At 73.6% G+C, this 20,794-nt stretch carries 15 protein-coding genes; 4 read left to right on the top strand and 11 right to left on the bottom strand.

Annotation, left to right across the window (positions count from 1 at the left end):
- Window positions 1-237 precede the first annotated feature (237 nt).
- Window positions 238-735, bottom strand: coding sequence for a transcriptional regulator NrdR (gene nrdR / locus OG689_RS14725; RefSeq protein WP_266320730.1), 498 nt, complete (start codon window positions 733-735; stop codon window positions 238-240).
- A 402-nt stretch (window positions 736-1,137) separates the two neighbouring features.
- Between nrdR and lexA the strand changes: the two genes are divergently transcribed.
- Window positions 1,138-1,929 (top strand): transcriptional repressor LexA, encoded by a 792-nt coding sequence (gene lexA, locus OG689_RS14730; RefSeq protein ID WP_266327127.1) that lies wholly within the window; start codon window positions 1,138-1,140, stop codon window positions 1,927-1,929.
- A 156-nt stretch (window positions 1,930-2,085) separates the two neighbouring features.
- Here lexA and OG689_RS14735 read toward each other — a convergent pair whose 3' ends face one another.
- The 5 genes from OG689_RS14735 to OG689_RS14755 form a co-directional block, all read right to left on the bottom strand.
- Complete coding sequence (locus OG689_RS14735) at window positions 2,086-4,125, bottom strand: ATP-dependent DNA helicase (RefSeq protein ID WP_266327129.1); 2,040 nt, start codon at window positions 4,123-4,125, stop codon at window positions 2,086-2,088.
- A gap of 81 nt (window positions 4,126-4,206) precedes the next feature.
- A complete protein-coding gene (locus tag OG689_RS14740; protein WP_266327131.1) occupies window positions 4,207-5,949 on the bottom strand; it encodes an IucA/IucC family siderophore biosynthesis protein in 1,743 nt (580 codons plus the stop codon).
- 61 nt (window positions 5,950-6,010) lie between these two features.
- A complete protein-coding gene (locus OG689_RS14745; RefSeq protein ID WP_266320732.1) occupies window positions 6,011-7,474 on the bottom strand; it encodes a SidA/IucD/PvdA family monooxygenase in 1,464 nt (487 codons plus the stop codon).
- A 15-nt stretch (window positions 7,475-7,489) separates the two neighbouring features.
- Entirely contained in the window at window positions 7,490-8,146 is a 657-nt protein-coding gene (locus OG689_RS14750; protein WP_323189290.1) for a GNAT family N-acetyltransferase, read from the bottom strand.
- Entirely contained in the window at window positions 8,143-10,182 is a 2,040-nt protein-coding gene (locus OG689_RS14755) for an IucA/IucC family protein (RefSeq protein WP_266320733.1), read from the bottom strand. Before OG689_RS14755 ends, OG689_RS14750 begins: the two co-directional genes overlap by 4 nt.
- A 380-nt stretch (window positions 10,183-10,562) precedes the next feature.
- On the opposite strand from OG689_RS14755, the gene OG689_RS14760 reads away from it, so the two are divergent.
- The gene (locus tag OG689_RS14760) at window positions 10,563-11,783 is read left to right on the top strand and encodes a trypsin-like peptidase domain-containing protein (RefSeq protein ID WP_266320735.1); all 1,221 of its coding nucleotides are present in this window, start codon (window positions 10,563-10,565) and stop codon (window positions 11,781-11,783) included.
- Between the two features lie 98 nt (window positions 11,784-11,881).
- Window positions 11,882-13,057: a hypothetical protein gene (locus OG689_RS14765; protein WP_266320736.1), complete on the top strand. Its 1,176-nt coding sequence runs from the start codon at window positions 11,882-11,884 to the stop codon at window positions 13,055-13,057.
- Window positions 13,058-13,130: 73 nt separating this feature from the next.
- Here OG689_RS14765 and hflX read toward each other — a convergent pair whose 3' ends face one another.
- The 5 genes from hflX to miaA form a co-directional block, all read right to left on the bottom strand.
- Window positions 13,131-14,636, bottom strand: coding sequence for a GTPase HflX (hflX, locus tag OG689_RS14770; protein WP_266320737.1), 1,506 nt, complete (start codon window positions 14,634-14,636; stop codon window positions 13,131-13,133).
- A gap of 148 nt (window positions 14,637-14,784) precedes the next feature.
- Window positions 14,785-17,241, bottom strand: coding sequence for an HD domain-containing protein (locus OG689_RS14775; RefSeq protein ID WP_266320738.1), 2,457 nt, complete (start codon window positions 17,239-17,241; stop codon window positions 14,785-14,787).
- A gap of 370 nt (window positions 17,242-17,611) precedes the next feature.
- Window positions 17,612-18,520: a diaminopimelate epimerase gene (dapF, locus tag OG689_RS14780; RefSeq protein ID WP_266320740.1), complete on the bottom strand. Its 909-nt coding sequence runs from the start codon at window positions 18,518-18,520 to the stop codon at window positions 17,612-17,614.
- A gap of 59 nt (window positions 18,521-18,579) precedes the next feature.
- A complete protein-coding gene (locus tag OG689_RS14785) occupies window positions 18,580-19,083 on the bottom strand; it encodes a hypothetical protein (RefSeq protein WP_266320742.1) in 504 nt (167 codons plus the stop codon).
- A gap of 238 nt (window positions 19,084-19,321) precedes the next feature.
- Window positions 19,322-20,260 carry a tRNA (adenosine(37)-N6)-dimethylallyltransferase MiaA gene (miaA, locus tag OG689_RS14790; protein ID WP_266320744.1) on the bottom strand — a complete coding sequence of 313 codons (939 nt, stop codon included), beginning with the start codon at window positions 20,258-20,260 and terminating at the stop codon, window positions 19,322-19,324.
- Window positions 20,261-20,484: 224 nt separating this feature from the next.
- On the opposite strand from miaA, the gene OG689_RS14795 reads away from it, so the two are divergent.
- A complete protein-coding gene (locus OG689_RS14795) occupies window positions 20,485-20,766 on the top strand; it encodes an antitoxin (RefSeq protein ID WP_266320746.1) in 282 nt (93 codons plus the stop codon).
- Window positions 20,767-20,794: the final 28 nt, after the last annotated feature.

Consider the following 20,794-nt stretch of genomic DNA (forward strand, 5'->3'; position numbering starts at 1 on the left):
CTCCTCCTCCTGGGCAAACGCCCTCGGCGCCCCTTTGCTTCCGGGGTGCCGCTGGTTCGCTTCTCCTGGTGTGCGGACAGCCGGGTCGCCGGCTGCTACCGCACGGTTTGTGGTGTTCTGTGCCCAGATTTCGGGCGCGCGTCAGCCCCGAAGGGCTGGTCGGTACGGTTGTAGTACGTCGGTGTTACACCGCCGCGTCGAAGGACGCGCCGGTTCGGGTCGTGCGGTGCCGGCCGGTCAGGACGCGGCGGCGGGGGCCGGCACCGGGGCACCGTCCACCAGGGCGAAGGCCTGCTCGGCGCGGAGTTCCGCGATGGCGGCCTCGAAGTCTTCGAGTCCGTCGTACGCCCGGTACACGCTGGCGAAGCGCAGGTAGGCGACGACGTCGAGGTCCTTGAGCGGACCGAGTATGGCGAGCCCGACGTCGTGTGTCGAGAGCTCGGCACTGCCGCTGGCCCGCAGGCACTCCTCGACCCGCTGGCCGAGCTGGGCGAGGGCGTCCTCGGTGACCGGGCGGCCCTGGCAGGCCTTGCGGACTCCGGAGATGACCTTCTCCCGGCTGAACGGCTCGGTGACGCCGCTGCGCTTGACGACCATCAGCGCGGCCGTCTCCACCGTGGTGAATCGGCGGCTGCAGTCGGGGCACTGGCGGCGGCGGCGGATCGAGCTGCCGTCGTCGGTGGTGCGACTGTCGACAACGCGACTGTCGGAGTGCCTACAGAAGGGGCAGTGCACCTGAGGATTCCCTCCCTGGCATGACGTGCGGACCCCGACGAGTCTACGCGATGCGAGGGGGTCGACCACAACTTGTGGGTCCGAGGAGCACTCTAGCCACTAGATCTAGGTCTTTGGGGGATCCAGCCACCCAGGCGCGCCGCCCCGGATTAGACTTGTGCAGTCGAACATTTAATCGATGTACAACAAAGCCTTGATCGAGTGTGTCAACTCTCGAATAATTCACTCGAACGTGTGTTTGGCGCAACCTTTCGATAGGTGGTGCCGTTGGGCTGGAAAAGGGGAGGACATCCGTCGAGAGGGGCCGCCGTGAACACGATCGAAAGCAACACCATCCCGGTGCAGGAACACACCCAGCTCAAGGTGGGGCAGCGCACCACGAACCAGAGTGTGGACCACAGCATGGACCGTAGCGAAGACCACCGCCACGCCGGCCCGGCCGTCTCCAACGTGAGCCGCGTCCCCGACCAGCCGATCGAGCACGCCGGCGCCCAGGACGCCGCTCTCGGCCACCCGGCACCCACCCGCTCGCTCCCCGGCCGCCCGCCCGGCATCCGCACGGACGAGGCCGGGCTGACCGAACGCCAGCGCCGCGTCATCGAGGTCATCAGGGACTCCGTGCAGCGCCGGGGCTACCCGCCGAGCATGCGGGAGATCGGCCAGGCCGTCGGCCTGTCCAGCACCTCCTCGGTCGCCCACCAGCTGATGGCCCTGGAACGCAAGGGGTTCCTGCGCCGCGACCCGCACCGCCCGCGGGCCTACGAGGTGCGCGGGGTCGAGGTCACCCGGCCCAACACCGCCGAGACGGCGGGCCGTCCGTCCACCTCGTACGTACCGCTGGTCGGCCGGATCGCCGCCGGTGGCCCGATCCTCGCCGAGCAGACCGTCGAGGACGTCTTCCCGCTCCCCCGTCAGCTGGTCGGCGAAGGCGAGCTCTTCGCCCTCACCGTACGCGGCGACTCGATGATCGAGGCCGCCATCTGCGACGGCGACTGGGTCACCGTCCGCCGTCAGCCGGTCGCCGAGAACGGCGACATCGTGGCCGCCATGATCGACGGCGAGGCCACCGTCAAGCGCCTCAAGCGCGAGGACGGGCGGATCTGGCTGATGCCGCACAACTCGGCGTACGACCCGATCCCCGGCGACAACGCGACCATCCTGGGCAAGGTCGTGGCGGTGCTGCGCCGGCTCTGACCCACCGGCGGTGCGCACCGCCGGGCTGCCCGGCCCACCCGGCCCGCGGCGGGGAACAGCTGAACCCACCACAGATGAAGGGGACTCCGGTCGCAGCCGGAGCCCCCTCTGTCATGCCCGGCCGCGGCGGCCGAGAACCAGGCCCGGTACCGCCGCTCAGCCGCGCTTGGCGACCGGGCGCGGCTCCGGGGCCGAGGCGTCGATCGCGGCCAGCGAGCGCCGCACCTGGTTGCGGTCGGTGGTGTACCAGAACTCCGGCATGGAGGAACGGAAGTAACTGCCGTACCGGGCGGTCGCCAGCCTCGGGTCCAGCACCGCCACCACCCCGCGGTCGTCCACGGCCCGCACCAGCCGGCCGGCGCCCTGCGCCATCAGCAGCGCCGCGTGGTTGGCGGCGACCGCCATGAAGCCGTTGCCGCCCGCCTCTTCGACCGCCTTCTGCCGGGCACTCATCAGCGGATCGTCCGGCCGCGGGAACGGGATCCGGTCCATCACCACCAGCTGGCAGGCGGACCCGGGCACGTCGACTCCCTGCCAGAGCGAGAGGGTGCCGAACAGGCAGGCCTCCGGCTCGGAGGCGAAGTCGCGGATCAGTTCGCCGAGGGTGTCCTCGCCCTGCAGCAGGATCCGGTTGTCCAGCCGCTCACGCAGCGCCTCGGCCGCCGCCTGCGCCGCCCGCATCGAGGAGAACAGCCCGAGCGTACGGCCGCCGGCCGCACCGATCAGCTCCTCCAGCTCGGCCAGCATCTCCGGCCGGTCGGGCTCGCGACCCGGCGGCGGCAGGTGCTTGGCGACGTAGAGGATGCCCTGCTTGGGGTAGTCGAAGGGCGAGCCGACGTCGATCCCGCGCCAGTACGGCGGGGTGTCCTCGCCGAACTCCAGCTCCGGGTCCTGCGGCGTGCGGACGTCCGCCAGCCGGCCCTCGCCGGGCAGACCGAGCGAGCCGGCCACCCCGTTGAAGTCCCCGCCGAGCTTGAGGGTGGCCGAGGTGAGGACGACCGAGCGCTCCTTGTAGAGGTTCTCCCGCAGCAGCCCGGCGACGTTCAGCGGCGCCACCCGCAGCGAGGCCGTGCCCGGGCCGAAGCGGTCCGAGCGCTCGATCCAGACCACGTCGTACTCGGACTCGGCCAGCAGCCGCTCGGCCGTCTCGTGCAGGGTGTCGGCGTAGGCCATCGCCTGCTTGCGGACGGCGTCCTCGTCGGTGAGGGCCTTGTCCCTGGTCTCCCCCAGCGAGGTGATCACCTGGCGGGCGGCGTCCCGGATCGCCGAGACCGCGTAGGAGAGGTACTCGGGCAGCTCCTCGACCCGGCCGGGCTGGGCCGTCTCCATCAGCCCGTGGTAGCTCTCGGCGGCCGCCTGCAGGGCGTCCACCGCCTTCTCGTTGGCCAGCCTGGCGGCCCGCTTCACCGCGCGGTTGACGGCGCCGACGGTGAGCTCGGCGGTGGCCGCGCCGGTCACCCGGTTCACCAGCTCGTGCGCCTCGTCGACGATCAGCATCGCGTGCTCGGGCAGCACCGGCGCGCCCTCGATCGCGTCGATCGCCAGCATCGCGTGGTTGGTGACGACGACGTCGGCCAGCTTGGCCCGCTCGCGGGCCTTCTCGGCGAAACACTCCTGCCCGTACGCGCACCTGGTCGCGCCCAGGCACTCCTTGGAGGTGACCGAGAGCTGGGCCCAGGCCTTGTCGGAGACGCCGGGGGTGAGGTCGTCACGGTCGCCGGTCTCGGTCTCGTCGGCCCACTCCCGCAGCCGCAGGACGTCCCGGCCGAGCTTGCCGGTGGGGCCGCCGAGCGCCTCGACCGGGTCGAACAGGCCCTCGCCCTCCTCGCTCGGGGTGCCCTCGTGCGCCCGGTGCAGGCAGAGGTAGTTGGAGCGGCCCTTGAGCATGGCGAACTGCGGGCGGCGGCGCAGCACCGGGTGCAGCGCCTCGACCGTCCGGGGCAAGTCCCGTTCCACCAGCTGGCGCTGGAGCGCGAGGGTGGCCGTGGCGACCACCACCTTGTCGCCGTGCGCCAGCGCCGGCACCAGGTAGGCGAGGGACTTTCCGGTGCCGGTGCCGGCCTGGACGAGCAGGTGCTCGCCGTGGTCGACGGCGTCGGCCACGGCCTCGGCCATCCGGACCTGGCCGGGGCGCTCCACGCCGCCGACCGCGGCCACGGCGGCGTGCAGCAGATCCGGCAGGCGCGAGCGCTTCACCTCGGGTGCGGCGGCGGGCTCGGCCTCGTCGTCACCGGGCAGGGGCTGGGGTTGGGAGTCGTTCGTCATCGCCCTCCCACCCTACGGCGCGGCACTGACAATCCGGCTCCGCCGACCGGGCATCGCCGCCAGCACACCGGGGTGCAGCGCGTTGGGCACCTGACCGTGCACGGCCGCGTGCGGCCGCTCGGGGCGGTCCCGGTAGCCGTCGAGCAGGAGCCGGTTGCGGTTGAGGCAGAGCCGGTCGATGGCCGGCCGGAACAGGTCGAAGAGCTCGAACCGCTCGCGCAGCTCCGGGAAGCGGGCCTGGTAGCGCAGGATCTCCTCGCGCAGCAGCGCCCAGAACTCGGCCTCGGGCAGGCCGAGCTGCTGGTCGAGCAGCGGCGCGAGGTAGCGGTAGACGCCGATGAAGAGGCCGGAGTGCAGGAACTGGCAGAGGAAGTCCGGCCGGTCGCGCAGCAGCACCCCGGCCACCTCGGCGGGGATGCCGCGCAGCTCGGGCAGGTCCTGGTCGCTGAGGTTGACGTCGTCGACGAAGTCCTTGACCGCGAGCCGGACGGGCACGTCGTCCGCGTCGAACACCACGATGGCGTTCTCGCCGTGCGGGGAGAAGACGGTGCCGTAGCGGTAGAGGAAGTGCAGCAGCGGGGGAAGCATCGCGCCGAACAGCCGGCCCACCCACTCCTGCGGGCCGAGCCCGGAGCGGGTGATCAGCTCGGCGGTCAGCGCCCGGCCGTCCCGGCCGCTCTGCAGCAGGGAGGCCAGCGTACGGGCCCGCTCGCCCGGGTCCAGGAAAGGCCCGAGCGGCTCCCGCCAGATCGCCCCGAGCAGTTCCTTGTACTGGTAGGGCGCCTCGGGCAGCTCCCGGTAGACCGGGTGGTCGACGGTGACGGAGGCGATCTCACCGAGCAGGATCACCCGGCACTCGTCGCGCAGGAACGCGTCGCCGTCCCGCAGCCCGTGGATCCAGCCGGTCACGGCCGGCGCCACCAGCGTGCGCTCGGTCGGCAGGCCCCGCCAGACCAGGGTGTTGAGGATGGCGAGCGGCAGTTTGACGGTGCAGCGGTCCGGGCGGCTGACGTTGAAGAAGGAGCGGATGGACTGCTGGGGAAGCCGCAGGTCGCCGTCGGAGGGCAGCGGCACGATCTCCCCGGCGGCGATCCAGGGGGCGAAGAGCGGCACCACGGTCTCGTCCCACTGCCAGGGGTGCACCGGCAGCAGCAGGTAGTCGTCGGCCGCGTCGCCGAGCACCGCGCGCAGCGCGGCGGGGTCGTCCAGCTCGCCCCGGTACAGCTGCTCCGGGGTCTCCAGGCCGGGCACCCCGCGGTAGGCGGCGAGCCGCTTGTGCACGGCGATCCAGGGCAGCGGCCGGGGTGTGCGGGCCTCCGGGGCCCAGCGGGCGGCGTCGGCGGCGGAGAAGCCGAGCCTCCCCTTGTTGGGGACGATCCAGGGGTGCCCGCCCTGGCGGCCCTCCAGCTCGGTGTGGCCGAGGTCGGCCAGCTCGGCGGCGGTCGGCGCGGTGGCGAGCTGGTGGGCGTCGGCGAGCAGGGTGGCGGTGAGCTCGCGCACCAGGTGGCCGGTGGTGTCGCCGCCGAGTCCGAGTTCGTGGCGGGCGAACTGGACGAAGCGCAGCGGGTCCAGGTCCGGGTCGTGCGAGCAGTGCAGCGAGGCCGGGTCGACCTGCCAGCTGCCGTAGGCGCCGCGGCGGGCGGTGAAGCGGTACGTCACCGCGCCGGGCAGGGCGAGCAGGTGGCCGCCGCCGTCCTCGACGACCGGGGTGATGAGTTCCTCGTACGCGAACTCGCCCAGCATCTTGGCCAGCATCGCCCGGCGGGCCCGCTGCCAGTGCTCCGGGGTGAGCTGCGGGGGCAGGTACAGCGGCGGCTCAGCGGCTGGCTGCTGCGGCACGGGGCCACTCCTGGGGTCGTGGGAAGCCGGTGGTGGTCGGGGCGGTGGTGCCGGGACTGTCGGTGGCGCCGGGACTGTCGGTGGCACCGGGGCTGTCGGAGGTGCCGGCCGTGCTCCGCGGGGCGGCCGCAGGCGGGGAGAAGCCGGTCCAGGCGGTGCGGGCGGGCAGCCGGTGGACGGTCCGGCCGGCGACGGCGTTGAGGATCACGGCGGCCCGGTGGGCCCCGAGCCCGAGGTCGGGGGTACCGACGCCGTGGGTGTGCAGTTCGGCGTTCTGAACGTACAGCCCGCCGGTCAACTCCGGGAGGGTGGCGACGCGGTGGTCCAGGTCGACCCGGTAGCGGCCGGCCTCGTCCCAGTCGATCAGGGCGGCCAGCGGCCCGAGCGCGGCCGGCCGGGCGGCCCGGTAGCCGGTGGCGAGCACCACGGCGTCGGTGCGCAGCACGTACTCGGCGGCCGAGTCGACGTGCCGGCAGCTCAGTTCGAGGCCGCCGCGGGGGCCCGGCCGGGCGTCGGTGACGGCGGTGCCGGGGGTGATCTCCACGGCGGCCGAGTCGATCGGGCGGCCGATCGTCCGCTCGTACAGGTGGTCGTGGATCTCGGCGAGCGTCTCGGCGCTGGCGGCCTTGTGCAACTGCCACTGGGCGGTGACCAGGTCGTCGCGGACGCCGGCGGGCAGCCCGTGGAAATAACGGGTGTAGTCGGGGGTGAAGTGCTCCAGGCCGAGCTTGGAGTACTCCATCGGGGCCAGTGCCCGGGTGCGGGTGAGCCAGCGCAGCCGGGTGCCGTCCTCGCCGCGCCGGCGCAGCAGGTCGAGGAAGACCTCCGCGCCGGACTGACCGGAGCCGACGACGGTGATGTCCCGGGCGTCGTCCAGCTCGCGCCGGCGGTCCAGGTGGTCCGCCGAGTGCCAGGCCCGCGGGTGCCCTGCCAGTGCGGCGAAGACCTCCGGCAGCACCGGGCGGGTGCCGACCCCGAGGACGACGTTGCGGGCCAGTACCGTCCGTCCGCCGCCGGTCGCGGTGTCGGTCAGCTCGGCCCTGAACAGGCCGTCCGACCAGCGCAGCGCAGTGACCTCGGTACCGAACCGGCAGGCGGGCAGGCGTTCGGCGGCCCAGCGGCAGTAGTGGTCGTACTCGCGGCGGGGCAGTTGGAAGCGCTCGGCGAAGTAGAACGGGAAGAGCCGGTCCTGCTCGCGCAGGTAGTTGAGAAAGGACCAGGGGCTGGTCGGGTCGACCAGCGAGACCAGGTCGGCGAGGAAGGGCACCTGCATCCGGGCGCCTTCGACCAGCATCCCCGGGTGCCAGCGGAACTCCGGCCGGGCCTCGCAGAACAGCGTGCGCAGGCCCGCCTCCCGGTCCGCCAGTGCGGCGAGCGAGAGGTTGAACGGGCCGATGCCGACGCCGAGCAGGTCGTAGGGGTCGGGGGTGGGCGTTTCCATGACGGAGGGGGATTCCTAGGGGAGGGACGGCGGCGCCTGGGCCGGGCGGCCGGGCGGGCGTTGGCGGATCATCAGGGCGGCGCGCTTGGTGGGCAGGTCGAGTTCGGCGGTGACCCGGAACCCGGCCCGCTCGAAGGCCCGGACGGACGGCAGGTTGCGTACGTCGGGTTCGGCGACCACCCGGGTGCAGCGCGGGCGAACCTGCAGGATCCGGGTCGCGAGTGCGGCCAGCAGCATCGTGCCCAGGCCCCGGCCGCGGGCCCGGGAGGGGCCGAGCAGCAGATGGACCCCGGTGTCGTGCGGGCGGGCCGGGTAGTACCGGGCGAGCGGGTCGAGGTCGGCCCGGTAGACCTCCCAGTAACTCATCGGGGTGCCGTCCAGCAGGCCCATGCAGGGCACGCTGCGGCCGTCGCCCTCCAGTTGTCCGCGCAAGTGGTGCTCGGTGGTGGCGGGCGGCCCGTCGAGCTCCCAGAAGGCGGCCACCTCGGGGTCGTTCATCCAGCCGGTGAGCAGGTCGAGGTCGGGGGCGAGCCGGACGGGCCGCAGCCGGAAGTCACCCGCGTCGGTGGGCATGGTGCCCCAGCGGGCGATGCCGTCGAGCAGGTCGGCGGGGGCGCGCGGCGCCGGCGGCGCGAACCGTACCGGCGCCCCCGCCCGGGAGCCGGCCGTCACGCGGCGGCCACCGGGTTGGCGATGTCCACGTACACCGACTGGGTCTCGACCGGGCCGACCAGTTCGTCCAGGCCGTTCAGCCTGGTGAGCAGGTTCGCCTTGCAGCGCAGGGTGGCTGCCTCCAGCAGGTGGGCGGGCAGCGCGGAGCCGGTGGCGGCGGCCCGGGGACCGGCCAGGAAGCGCCGCAGGGCGGCCAGCAGGACCTGCTCGTCGGCGAGCCGCTGGGAGCCGAGCGCGCCGATCAGGCCCAGCACGTGGTTGATGCCCAGGTAGTAGGCGAAGCGCTCGTCGGCGGTGGCGTCCGCGACGAAGGTGTCGCTGGCCTCGCCGAGGCCGGGCAGCCGGGCGTGCAGCCGCTCGGCGTACGAGTCGCGGAAGTAGTAGCCCTGGTTGTCCCGGTAGCGGCCGCCGACCGGCCAGCCGGCGGCGTCCAGCAGGACGAGGCTGTTCTGCTGGTGGGCCTCCAGGGCGATGCCGGCCCGGCCGTCCAGCCAGAGCACCGGCAGCACGACGGCGTCCAGGTAGCGCAGGAACCACTCGGTGGCCACCGTCCGGAGCGGACGGCCGCAGCGCGCGGACAGGGCCCGCAGCACGTCGCCCAGCCGGCTGCGGACCGGCCCGTCACCGCCGAGCGGCTGCTCGGCCACCAGACCGGCCACGCAGAGGGCGCGCTGCTCCGGGCCGAAGGGCTGCTGCCGCAGCACGGTGTCCAGACCGCTGGGGTCGGCGGGGCCGCTCCGGCCCCCGGCGGCGGGCAGGTCCACCCCGATCCAGGCCGGGTCCCGGACGATGTCGAAGCCCGGGTGGGCGGCGCGCCACTCCTCGCCGAGGCCGCTCTCCAACAACCGGTGCACCTCCAGGCCGCGGTGGAGCTCCTTGCGGAGGTTCTCCCGGCGGGAGTTGGTGATCCGCAGGCCGAGCGAGAGCTTGAGCATCCAGGGGGTGCCGGGGCGGCAGACGGTACGGACCGAGGAGGTCGGGTACCAGGGAGCGCCGTGCGGGCCGAGGTCGTGCAGCCGGCCGTCGGCGAGGAGCGCGGCGACCGCCGGGCGCAGGGCCAGCTCGCGGGCCTGCCAGGGGTGCAGCGGGAGGGCGGCGGTGCCGGGCGGGAGCAGCCCGGGGGTGGCCAGCAGGCTCTCGGTGAGCTGTTCGGCGGTGCTGGTCAGCGCGGAGCCGGCGGCGAGCAGCTCGCGGTCGACGGCGTACCAGTGCAGTTGGAAGGAGCCGCGCAGCTCCGGCGAGTAGGCGGCGCTCTGGGCCGGGCCGAGTCCGTCGCGGCTCTTCGGGGTCGGGTGCAGCGGGTGGCCGAGCAGCAGGTCCTGCTCGGCGGCCAGGAAGGGCGAAGCGGGCCGGGCGGCGGGGTCGGCGGCCTGCCGGCGGTGGGCCAGGATGTCGGCGGTGCGGGTCACCGAGTCGGCGACCCGGGCGGCGAGGTCGGCGATCCGGCCGGGGTCGGGGCGGTCGGCGGCGGCCGCGGCGAGCAGCGCGGCGGCCGTGACGGCGTCGACGGGGGCCCCGTCCGGGACGGGCCGGCCGGGCTCCCCGGCAGCGGCGGGGCTTTCCGGTCCGGCCGCGGCGGCCTCGGCGGCGCCCGCACCGGCGAGGGTCGCGGCGTCGAACCGGTGCCAGCCGCAGGCCGACCAGTGCCGGACCGGGACGGTCAGCCGGGCGGCGCCGCCGAGGACGTCGATCCGCAGCAGGCCGTCGGGGCCGGGGCGGGCGCCGGTCTCCCGGGTCCAGCAGCGCAGCAGGGCCTCCAGCGCGGCCTGCTCGGCGGCGACGGCCGGGTCCTGGTGCAGCAGCCGGTCCGGCTGCGCCGCCCCTCTTGCGCGTGCACGGGCTTCGGCGCCGGCCCGCTCCGTGCCCGCCCGCTCGGGCGCCGCCCGCTGCGGACCGCTCCCGTCCGGATGGGCCGCTTCCACCCCGGCCTCTTCCGCCGCTGCCTGATGGGGCAGGTACGGAAGTGCGGTCGGGGCTCCGGTGAGGGCGGTGCTCAAGGCTGCTCCTTGGGGCGCGGGGGACTCCGGACGCGGCATTGTCGGGGGATGTCTGGCGGGCACCTCTCACCGTGCGTCAGGTAAGGGTTACCTATCCCTGAGGGGTGATCACAAGAACGGATCACTCGTTGGAGTGAAGATCGCGAGTTACTCACCCTCAGGGGGGAGCAGCTGCTTCCCTGACACGACGCCGAAGGGGTGGCAACGCTGCGCGGCAACCGGCCGAGGACACGCTCCGAGCGCCGTGTCACGGATCGGTGACCGTCCATCATCGCCTGCAACCGGGGGGTGGCCACGGCCGTCCTGATGGCCGGTGGAAGACTCCACCATGCCCGCGACGCGGCCGCAGCCCTGCGGCACGTCACCCCCGGCGACCGGTCGTCGGCGTCGGGCAGTGGACCACAGGGGGAGCGAAGCCCATGTCACCGATCCGCCGATCCGCCGACCGCGCGCCCGGTACGGCCGCCCGGCCGGCCCGCGCGCGCCGCAGCTCCGTCGGCGCGGCCCTCGTCGTGGCGGCCCTCCTCGGCAGCGCCGCCTGCGGCCCGGACGACAGCGGCAAGGCAGCCCCGCCGCCGGCCGGCCAGGCGGCCGCCACCGGCCCGGCAGCGGGCGGCGGCGGGGTGATCGGCGGGCTGACGCTGCCCTCGGGACTGCCGTCCGGCCTGCTCGACGGGCTGCCGAAGACCTGGGACGACCTGAAGAAGTGGAAGTTCGAGGACTGGGACAACTGGGCCAACCAGCACGTCTTCAACAACCCGGTGGTCAAGGACTTCTGGAACCCGGACAAGATGGGCGACTCCAAGCCCGCCGACCCGGCCCCGCCGACCACGCCGCCGGCCGGCGACAGCGGGGCCAGCGACCCCGAGCCGCCCGTGGTGAAGGCCTCCCCGGTGGCCCGCCCGTACACCAAGCAGCCCTCGGGGAAGGTGTTCTTCAGCGCCGAGGGCGGGCGCGGCAACTGCTCGGCCACCGTGATCGCCGACCCGGCCCACCCGGGCAGGAGCAACCTGGTGTGGACCGCGGGCCACTGCGTCCACCAGGGCAAGGGCGGCGGCTTCTACAAGGACCTCGTCTTCGTCCCCGCGTACAACAACTCCGGTGCCTCCAGCGGCGGGAAGAAGGCGCCGCTGGACCAGCTCGCGCCGCTGGGCACCTGGTGGGCCGACAAGGTCGTGCCCTCGCCGCAGTGGACGGCCGAGGGCGGCGGCACGGGTGACTCGGCGAGCCAGTACGATTTCGCCGTCATGCGGGTGCACAACCAGAACGGCGGCGGCAAGTCGCTGGAGGAGACGGTCGGTTCGGCCGTCCCGGTCTGGTTCGACGCCCCGCGCGACGCACTCTCGGTGGCGGCCTGGGGCTACCCGCTCTCCAAGCCCTTCGACGGCCAGGAGCTGTACAAGTGCGACGGCGGCAAGCCGTCCCGGCTCTCGTTCGACGCCAAGCGGCCCTCGATGCTCACCATCGGCTGCGACATGACCCAGGGCTCCAGCGGCGGCGGCTGGTTCGCCAAGATGCCGGACGGAAGGACCGCCCTGGTCAGCAACACCTCGATCGGCACCCAGGAACACACCTCGCTGAGCGGCCCCTATCTGGAGACCGTCGCCAAGCAGGCCCTGGACTACATCTCCAAGAAGTAGGCCGGCCCACCGGCCCCCTGCTGCCGGGGCACCGCCGCCCGGCGGCACTCACCACCACCCTCACCACCGCTCACGACCACCACGGGGAACCACACACCATGTCGAACACCGTCCGCACGAGCCCGGTCCGGCGCAGGGCCGCCCTGGCGTCCGCCTCCGTCCTGGCCGTTCTCTCGCTCACCGCGACCGCCTGCGGGCCCGAGAACAGCGACCAGAGCGCCGACGCGGGCGCTACCACCGCCCCGACCGTCGCGGCCACCGGCGCCGCGTCCGGCAAGCCTGGCCTGGGGCTGCCCACCAGCCTCGCCGACCTCGCCAACTGGAGCCTGGACGACTGGGCGAAGTTCGCCAACGACAACATCCTCAAGAACGATGTCGTCAAGGGCTTCTGGGACATGACGAAGATGGAGGCCGCCGCGGGCCGGGACACCCCCGAGTTCAGCACCCAGAGCGCCACCGCCCAGAACGAGACCGACCCGCAGCTGCCGAGCCCGATACCGGCCAAGCCCCAGGCCCACCCGTACAACGCCGCGACCGCCGTGCTCGGCAAGCTGTTCCTGGAGGACGGCAAGGGCGGCGGCGGCTACTGCTCGGCCACCGTGGTCAGCGACCCGGCGAACCCGGGCCGGAGCAACCTGGTGTACACCGCCTCGCACTGCCTGCACGAGGGCAAGGGTGGCAAGTTCTTCCAGAAGATGACCTTCGTCCCGTCCTTCAACAAGAGCGGCGCGTACAGCAACGGCAAGAAGGCAAGCGAGGCCGAGGTGGCCCCGTACGGCTGGTGGGCGGCCGACGAGGCCTACGTGAGCCCGCAGTGGGCGGCCGAGGGCGGCCACGACGGCGGCCCGGTCAGCCAGTACGACTTCGGCATGATCCACGTCCACAACATGAACGGGGACGGGAAGTCGCTGGAGGAGACCGTCGGCAGCTCCGTGCCGGTCTGGTTCAACGCCCCGCGCGACCAGGTCACCTCGGCCTTCGCGTACGGCTACCCGTCGGCGGCACCGTTCGACGGCCGTGAGCTGGAGCACTGCGACTCCACCGTCAAGCCGGCCAAGCTCTCCTTCGAGGCGGCCCGGCCGACCATGTACGTGATCGGCTGCACCATGACCCCGGGCTCCAGCGGCGGCGGCTGGTTCGTCACCAAGGACGGCAAGCCGGCCCTGATCAGCGTCAACTCGATCGGCCCGAAGCCCGCCGCCTGGATGGCCGGCCCCTCGCTGCAGGCCCAGGCGAAGAACATGTTCGACTACGTGAGCAAGAAGAAGCGCTGACCCGCGCCACGACGAACGCCGAGGGCCCGATCTCCTGGGGAGATCGGGCCCTCGGCGTTCGGGTGGGCCGGGCTCAGCCCTGCGTCACCACGGTGTAGCGCTCCAGCTCGGCCGCCAGCTCGGCGGCCACCTTGGCCTTGATCAGGGTGCCCTCGCCGGTGTGCTCGGTGGCGAGCAGCTCGCCCTCGGCGTGCACCCGGGAGACCAGGTCGCCCCGGGTGTACGGGACCAACGCCTGGACCTCGATCGCGGGCCTCGGCAGCTCGTCGTCGATGAGGCGCAGCAGCTCCTCGATGCCCTGGCCGCTGCGGGCCGACACCACGATGGCGTGCGGCTCGCGGCGCAGCAGGCGCTGCAGGACGTGCGGGTCGGCGGCGTCCGCCTTGTTGATCACGACGATCTCCGGCACGTTCTGCGCGTCGACCGAGACGATCACCTCGCGGACGGCCGCCAGCTGCGTCTCCGGCTCCGGGTGCGAGCCGTCCACCACGTGCAGGATGAGGTCGGCGTCGGCGACCTCCTCCATGGTGGAGCGGAAGGCCTCGACCAGGTGGTGCGGCAGGTGCCGGACGAAGCCGACGGTGTCGGCCAGCGTGTACACCCGGCCGCTCGGGGTCTGCGCCCGGCGGACGGTCGGGTCCAGGGTGGCGAACAGGGCGTTCTCCACCAGGACGCCGGCGCCGGTGAGCCGGTTGAGCAGCGAGGACTTGCCGGCGTTGGTGTAGCCGGCGATGGCCACGGACGGCACCTGGTGGCGCTTGCGCTCCTGGCGCTTGGTGTCGCGGCCCTTCTTCATGTCGGCGATCTCCTTGCGGAGCTTCGCCATCTTCTCGCGGATCCGTCGCCGGTCCGTCTCGATCTTGGTCTCACCGGGACCACGGGTCGCCATGCCGCCGCCGGAGGAGCCGGAGCCGCCACCACCCATCTGCCGGGAGAGCGACTGACCCCAGCCTCGCAGCCGCGGCAGCATGTACTGCATCTGCGCGAGCGAGACCTGCGCCTTGCCCTCACGGGACTTGGCGTGCTGGGCGAAGATGTCGAGGATCAGGGCGGTCCGGTCGACGACCTTGACCTTGACGACGTCCTCCAGCTGGATCAGCTGGCCGGGGGTGAGCTCACCGTCGCAGACCACGGTGTCGGCGCCGGTCGCGGCGACGATGTCGCGCAGCTCGCGGGCCTTGCCGGAGCCGATGTAGGTCGCGGCGTCGGGCTTGTCACGGCGCTGGATCACACCGTCCAGCACCTCGGAGCCGGCGGTCTCGGCGAGGGCGGCGAGCTCGGCGAGCGAGTTCTCCGCCTCCTCGACGGTGCCGTTCGTCCAGACACCGACGAGTACCACGCGCTCCAGGCGGAGCTGGCGGTACTCGACCTCGGTGACGTCCTGGAGTTCGGTGGAGAGGCCGCCGACGCGGCGCAGGGCGGCGCGGTCGCTACGGTCGTACTGGTCGCCGTCGTAGTGGCGGTCGAGGTCCTCGTCGATGGCCGCGAGGTCCTCGTCCATCAGGGCCTCGGCCCGGAGGTCGCCGAGGCGACGGGAGGAGTCATCGGATTGGTCGCGGGTTTCGAACGTGGAGGTCATTCTGTCCTTTGTTCAGCGGTTGCGGGTGGCCGTGCGTGACCGTGCGGAACGGTCGCACAGGGAGTGTGCCCGCCGCCGCCCCCTTGTACCTCGTACCGTCCGGGCGGATCGGAGCAACCCCTCAGGACCGCAGGTGCCAGTAACGCTTCTACACCTCTGGGAACGCCGCGGACCGGCCGTGAATTCCCCATGATGGTCGCACGCCCGGACCGGGCGGGTCATCCGCATTTCCCGCGCCCTCCGGCTGCGGCCGGCACACGTCGTACACCCCGGAGACCCGCAGCATCGCCCGCATCACCAGCGGCAGCGTGCCGGCCGTGGGCAATTCGATGGTGTAGGTGTGGCGGACCCGGAGCTCCTGCGGCGGCTCGACCTCCGCGGAGACGATGCCGATCCCCTCGGCGGACATCACGGCGGTGAGGTCGGCCAGCAGCCGGGGCCGGTTCAGCGCCTCGGCCCTCAGGGTGACCCGGTAGCCCGAGGGCGGTACCGCGTCCGGCACCCAGGTGATCATGAGCGGGCCGCGCCCGGCCGCCCGCATCCGCTCCCCCGCCGGGCAGCCCGTGCGGTGCACGGTCACCGAGCCGCCCTTGGTCGCGTAGCCGGTCACCTCGTCCGGCGGCACCGGGGTGCAGCAGCGGGCCAGCCGGACCGGTGCCCCGGGCCGCCCGGCGACCGCCACCGGCGCGGCGCCCCGGCCGGCGGACGGCGGCCCGGGCGGGGCGGGCTGCTCGGCGGAGGGGCCGGTCCGCACCACCGGCGCGCCGGCGGGGTGGTCGGCCAGCCAGCGCTCGATGGCCAGCCGCGCGCCGGGAGTACGGGCGTACGCCAGCCACTCGGGCGCCGGGCCGGACGGCTCCGAGCCCCCCGCCGCACCGAGCTGGTCCGGGCCGCCGCCGCCCTCGGTGAGGATGCCCAGCACGTCGCCGTCCTCCAGCGCGGTGGAGAGCGCGGTGAGCCGGCCGTTGACCCGGGCGCCGATACATCGGTGGCCGGTCTCCTCGCCGATCAGGTACGCGGCGTCCACACAGCTGGCCCCGGCCCGGAGCTGAAGCGTTTCGCCGCTCTCCGTCACGACGGTGATCTCGCGGTCGCCGGCCAGCTCGGCGGTAAGGGTGGACCAGAAGGCGTCCGGGTCGGGTGTCTCCTGCTGCCACTCCAGCAGCCGGCTCAGCCAGCCGGGCCGGGCCGGGTCCGTGCGGTCCAGCTCGTCGCGCGGGCCCTGTCCACCGGGCTGCCCGCCCGGCTGGCCCGCCGACTGCCCGCCGGGCTGGTGCGGGTCGCCCAGCGCGACCACGCCGGTCTCGGCGACCAGGTGCATCTGCCGGGTGCGGACCAGCACCTCCACCACCTCGCCGTCGACCGCCACGGCGGTGTGCAGGGACTGGTAGAGGTTGAACTTGGGGGCCGCCACGAAGTCCTTGAACTCACCCGGCAGCGGGGTCCAGCAGGTGTGCAGCTCGCCGAGCACGGCGTAGCAGTCGGCGTTCTCCTCGACCACCACCAGCACCCGCCCGAAGTCGGCCGGGTGCAGACCCTGCGGCAGCCCGTCCCGCCCGGCCGCTCCGGAGCGCTTCACCATCACCCGGTGCACCGAGACGCCGTGCCGGGGCCGGACGGTGACCCCGGCCGACACCCCGGCCTCGGCCAGCTGCCGGCCCAGCGCCTCCGCGAACGGCTGCAGCAGCGTGTCGGGATCGGCCTCGTGGGCGGCGACCAGCGCCCTGGTCCGGGCGTGCTCCTCCGGGTGCAGGGTGGCGAAGACGATGTCCTCCAGCTCCGCCTTCACCACCTGGATGCCGAGCCGCTCGGCGAGCGGGATCAGCACGTCCCGGGTGACCTTGGCGATCCGTGCCTGGCTGGCCGGCTTCATGTGACGGATCGTCCGCATGTTGTGCAGCCGGTCGGCGAGCTTGATCACCATCACCCGGACGTCGTCGCCGGTCGCGACCAGCATCTTGCGGAAGGTCTCGGCCTCGGCGGCCGCGCCGAAGTCGACCTTCTCCAGCTTGGTGACCCCGTCGACCAGATAGGCCACCTCGGGGCCGAAGTCGGCGCTGACCTGGTCGAGCGTCACCTCGGTGTCCTCCACGGTGTCGTGGAGCAGCGAGGCGACCAGGGTGGTGGTGCCGGCGCCGAGCTGGGCCAGGATCATGGTGACCGCGAGCGGGTGGGTGATGAACGGCTCGCCGCTCTTGCGGGTCTGCCCGCGGTGGCTGGCCTCCGCCGTCCGGTAGGCCCGGCCGAGCAGGCCGATGTCGGCCTGCGGATGGTGCCGGCGGTGCGCCTGGACGATCGGCTCGATGGCGTCCGGCGCCGGCTGGCGGCCGGTGGCCAGCAGCGCGGCTCGGCCGGCGCGGCCCAGGGCGCCCCGGCCGAGCCCGCCGAGCGGGCGTCTGACGGAGCCGGGTCGGGCGGCGCGGGGGTCGTCGGCGGATCGGGGGGTGGCGGCCGGCGGAGCCGCGGGCGGCGCGGCGGGCTGCGGGGCCGGCGGCTGCGGGGGATTCGGCCGCGGAGCGGCGGGCGGGAGCGTACTCGGCTGCAGGGCACCGAGCCCTGCGACACTGAGCTGCCCGGTCTCGGGCTGCCCGGCTTCGACGGTCATCGGCACCTCCGGCAGCTAGCACCGGAGCGACTGCCGACCCGGTGGTCCATGCTACCGAGGACAGCACGTTCCGCGATGCCTCGCTTCCCTTCCGTCATCGGGATCACCCGATCGGGGGGATTCGCGTCGGTACGAAATGGGCAAAACCACCCGCCGGCCACCCGCTCGGCCCGCGAAAACGACCCGGAAACGGCCCGGAAACGACGACCCAAGATCAGCCCGGGATCAGCCCGGACAGGGCCCGGGAGCGGCCCGCAGGCGACGCGGCCCCGGGCCGGGCCGGCCGGAGGGCGGGGCCGGTCCGGGGCGCGACGGGCACGGTCCGGGCAGGATCAGGACGTGGTCAGGGCCGCCGGCGGGCGGCGTGCGGTCAGTGCGGGAGCGCGGCCAGCCAGCCGGGCTCCAGGACGCCGCTGCCGACGATCACGGCCGGGCCGGTCATCTCCACCCGGCCGTCCGGGTGCTCGGCGATGACCAGCCGCCCGCCCGGAAGGTCCACCACGTAGCTGACGCTCTCCCCCGTGACCGCGGGGTCGGCGCCGTCCCGGCGGGCGGTCGCGACCGCCACCGCGCAGGCGCCGGTGCCGCAGGACCTGGTCTCGCCGGAGCCGCGCTCGTGCACCCGCATGGCGACGTGCCGGGGCCCCCGGTCCACCACGAACTCGACGTTGACGCCCTCGGGGTAGGCCCCCGCCGGGCTGGTCAGCGGCGCGCCCAGCAGGTCACCGGCGTGGTCGAGGTCGTCGACGAAGGCGACCGCGTGCGGGTTGCCCATGTTGACGTTGCGGGCCGGCCAGCGCCGGCTGCCGACCGTCACCTCGATCCCGTCCGGGCCGGGCAGCCGGGCCACGCCCATGTCCACGGTGATGTCGCCGGGGGTGCCGTCGGGGGCGTCCTCGGCGATCCGCGCCTGCAGCACGCCCGCCCGGGTGGCGACGGCCAGCGGTCCGGGCTTCGCCAGGCCCGCGTGCACCAGGTAGCGGGCGAAGACGCGCAGGCCGTTGCCGCACATCTCGGCGATGCTGCCGTCGGAGTTGCGGTAGTCCATGAACCATTCGGCGCGGTCGGCCAGCGGCGCGGAGACCGGGTCGGCCGCGGCGCGCACCACCCGCAGCAGGCCGTCGCCACCGATGCCGGCCCGCCGGTCGCAGAGCGCCGCGACGGCCTCGGGGCCGATCACCAGCCGCCCGTCCGGGTCGGGCAGGATGACGAAGTCGTTCTGGGTGCCGTGCCCCTTGAGGAAGGGGAGACCGGCCGGCTGCAACGGGGATTCGCTCACACGGACGATGGTACCGACCGGGCCCCGGCGGACGCGGCGTCCACAGCTCCGGCCGGACGTCAGCTGTGCAGGTGGACGACGCGCCAGACGGCGAGCGCGCAGGAGACCAGGGCGATCAGCGTGTAGATCACGATGGCCCGCCAGCCGGCTCGCTGACCGGATCCCCGGCGGGGCAGTCCGGGCCACTTGTAGCCGGCGTGCCGGGCGGCCATCGCGCCCCAGCCGACCGAGGCCGCGGTGAGCAGCAGGCCGAGCATCCCGACCATCGCCCCGCCGGAGCCGAAGGCCAGCGGGAACCCGAACATCAGCGAGCCGACGGCGGCGAGCAGGGCGATCGGCAGCGTCTGCCACCAGCGGAGTCTTCGGCGCGGGCGGATCTCACGCTCGTGCACGACACCGCCCGGACCGAGGTCGTCGAGCGTCGGCAGCGCCAGCGCGTACGAGGTGGGCCCGTCGAGGGGCGGCAGGTCGGAGAACTCGGCCAGGGCCGGTGCGTGCTTCTCGACCGCTTCGGTGGTGGCGCTCATCCGCTGCTCGGTTTCGGGGCCGGTACCCGTCGACACGCGGCCTCCCCTGACAGTTCGACACGAGTCCGGACTCACGGCCGGTGCGACCGGCCCGCGCGGCCGGTCTCCAATGCTTTGATGATGGCATGTCCCGGGTGGCCGACAGCGCGTCCCGAGGGGTCTTCGGGTGATCCGTGGCCATGACGTGATCCGCCTGTAACCGCCGGTTCGTCCTGCACGGGAACCTGCGCGCGCAGGTGCACCACCGAGTGGCCGGATACCGCCGCCGGACGGCTCAGATCTGATGTCCGATCAGGTCCAGCGAGCGCCGGAGGAGCTCGACCGGGTCGGCGCCGGCCGGCCGGGCGAGCCAGTGGATCCGATCGTCGCGCCGGAACCAGGACTCCTGGCGGCGGGCGAAGCGCTTGGTCGCGCGGACGGTCTCGGCCCGCGCCTCGTCCTCGGTGCAGCCGCCGGCGAAGTGGTCCAGGACCTGCTGGTAGCCCAGCGCCCGGGCGGCGGTGCGGCCCTCGCGCAGGCCGGCCTTCTCCAGCGCGCGGACCTCGTCCAGCAGGCCGGCCTGCCACATCCGGTCCACCCGCAGGGCGATCCGCTCGTCCAGTTCGGGGCGCGGCACGGCGACGCCGATCTGCACCACGTCGTAGACGGCCGTGTTGCTCGGCAGGTTGGCGGTGAACGGCAGGCCGGTGATCTCGATGACCTCCAGGGCGCGGACGATCCGCCGCCCGTTGCTCGGCAGGATCGCGACGGCCGCGGCCGGGTCGAGGCCGGCCAGCCGCAGGTGCAGCGCGCCGGAGCCCAGCTCGACCAGCTCCAGCTCCAGCCGGGCCCGGACCTCCGGGTCGGTGCCGGGGAACTCCATCTCGTCGACGGCCGCCCGGACGTACAGCCCGGAGCCGCCGACCAGCACGGGGGTGCGGCCGTCCGCGAGCAGCCGGTCGATCTCGGCGCGGGCCAGCCGCTGGTACTCGGCGACGCTGGCGGCCTCGGTGACGTCCCAGACGTCCAGCAGGTGGTGCGGGACACCGCCCCGCTCCTCGACGGTGAGCTTGGCGGTGCCGATGTCCATGCCCCGGTAGAGCTGCATCGAGTCGGTGTTGATCACCTCGCCGCCGAGACTGCGGGCGAGGGCGACGGCCAGGTCGGACTTGCCGGCGGCGGTCGCGCCGACCACCGAGACGACGCGGGGCGGGGTGGGGAGGGAGCTGCTCACACGGCAAGTCTCGCAAAAGCGCCGCCGCGCCGGTCCGCCCGCTGCCGAAGCGGGCGGAGCGCGAGACGATATGACCGGTATCGGGTGATTAGAGAGCCGATCCAGGTCCGGACCCGCACCGGCGGGCACCGGAGAACGACTCGGCGCGCACCAGCGTTGGGTGAAGAAGAAGGACGATCGGCCTCCGGGCCGCAGCGGCCGGACGCGACACGGGAGACGTCACCATGGGCATGATGGACAACCTCAAGGGCAAGGCCGAGGAGCTCAAGGAGAAGGCCAGCGAACTCACCGGCAAGCACAACGAGCAGATCGACCACGCGGTCGACAAGGCCGGCGACGCGATCGACAAGGTCACCAAGGGCAAGTACAGCGAGAAGATCGAGCACGGCACCGCGAAGGCGAAGGACGCGGTGGACGGCTTCGCCCACCGGCCCCACCCGGACGGCGGTCCCGGCCCCCACCCGGACGGCGGCCAGGCCGGCAACGGCCAGGGTCCGACCGCCTGAGCCGGCGGCCACGGCGCCACCCACCCAG

This window comes from Kitasatospora sp. NBC_00240 (assembly GCF_026342405.1).
Taxonomy (GTDB): domain Bacteria; phylum Actinomycetota; class Actinomycetes; order Streptomycetales; family Streptomycetaceae; genus Kitasatospora.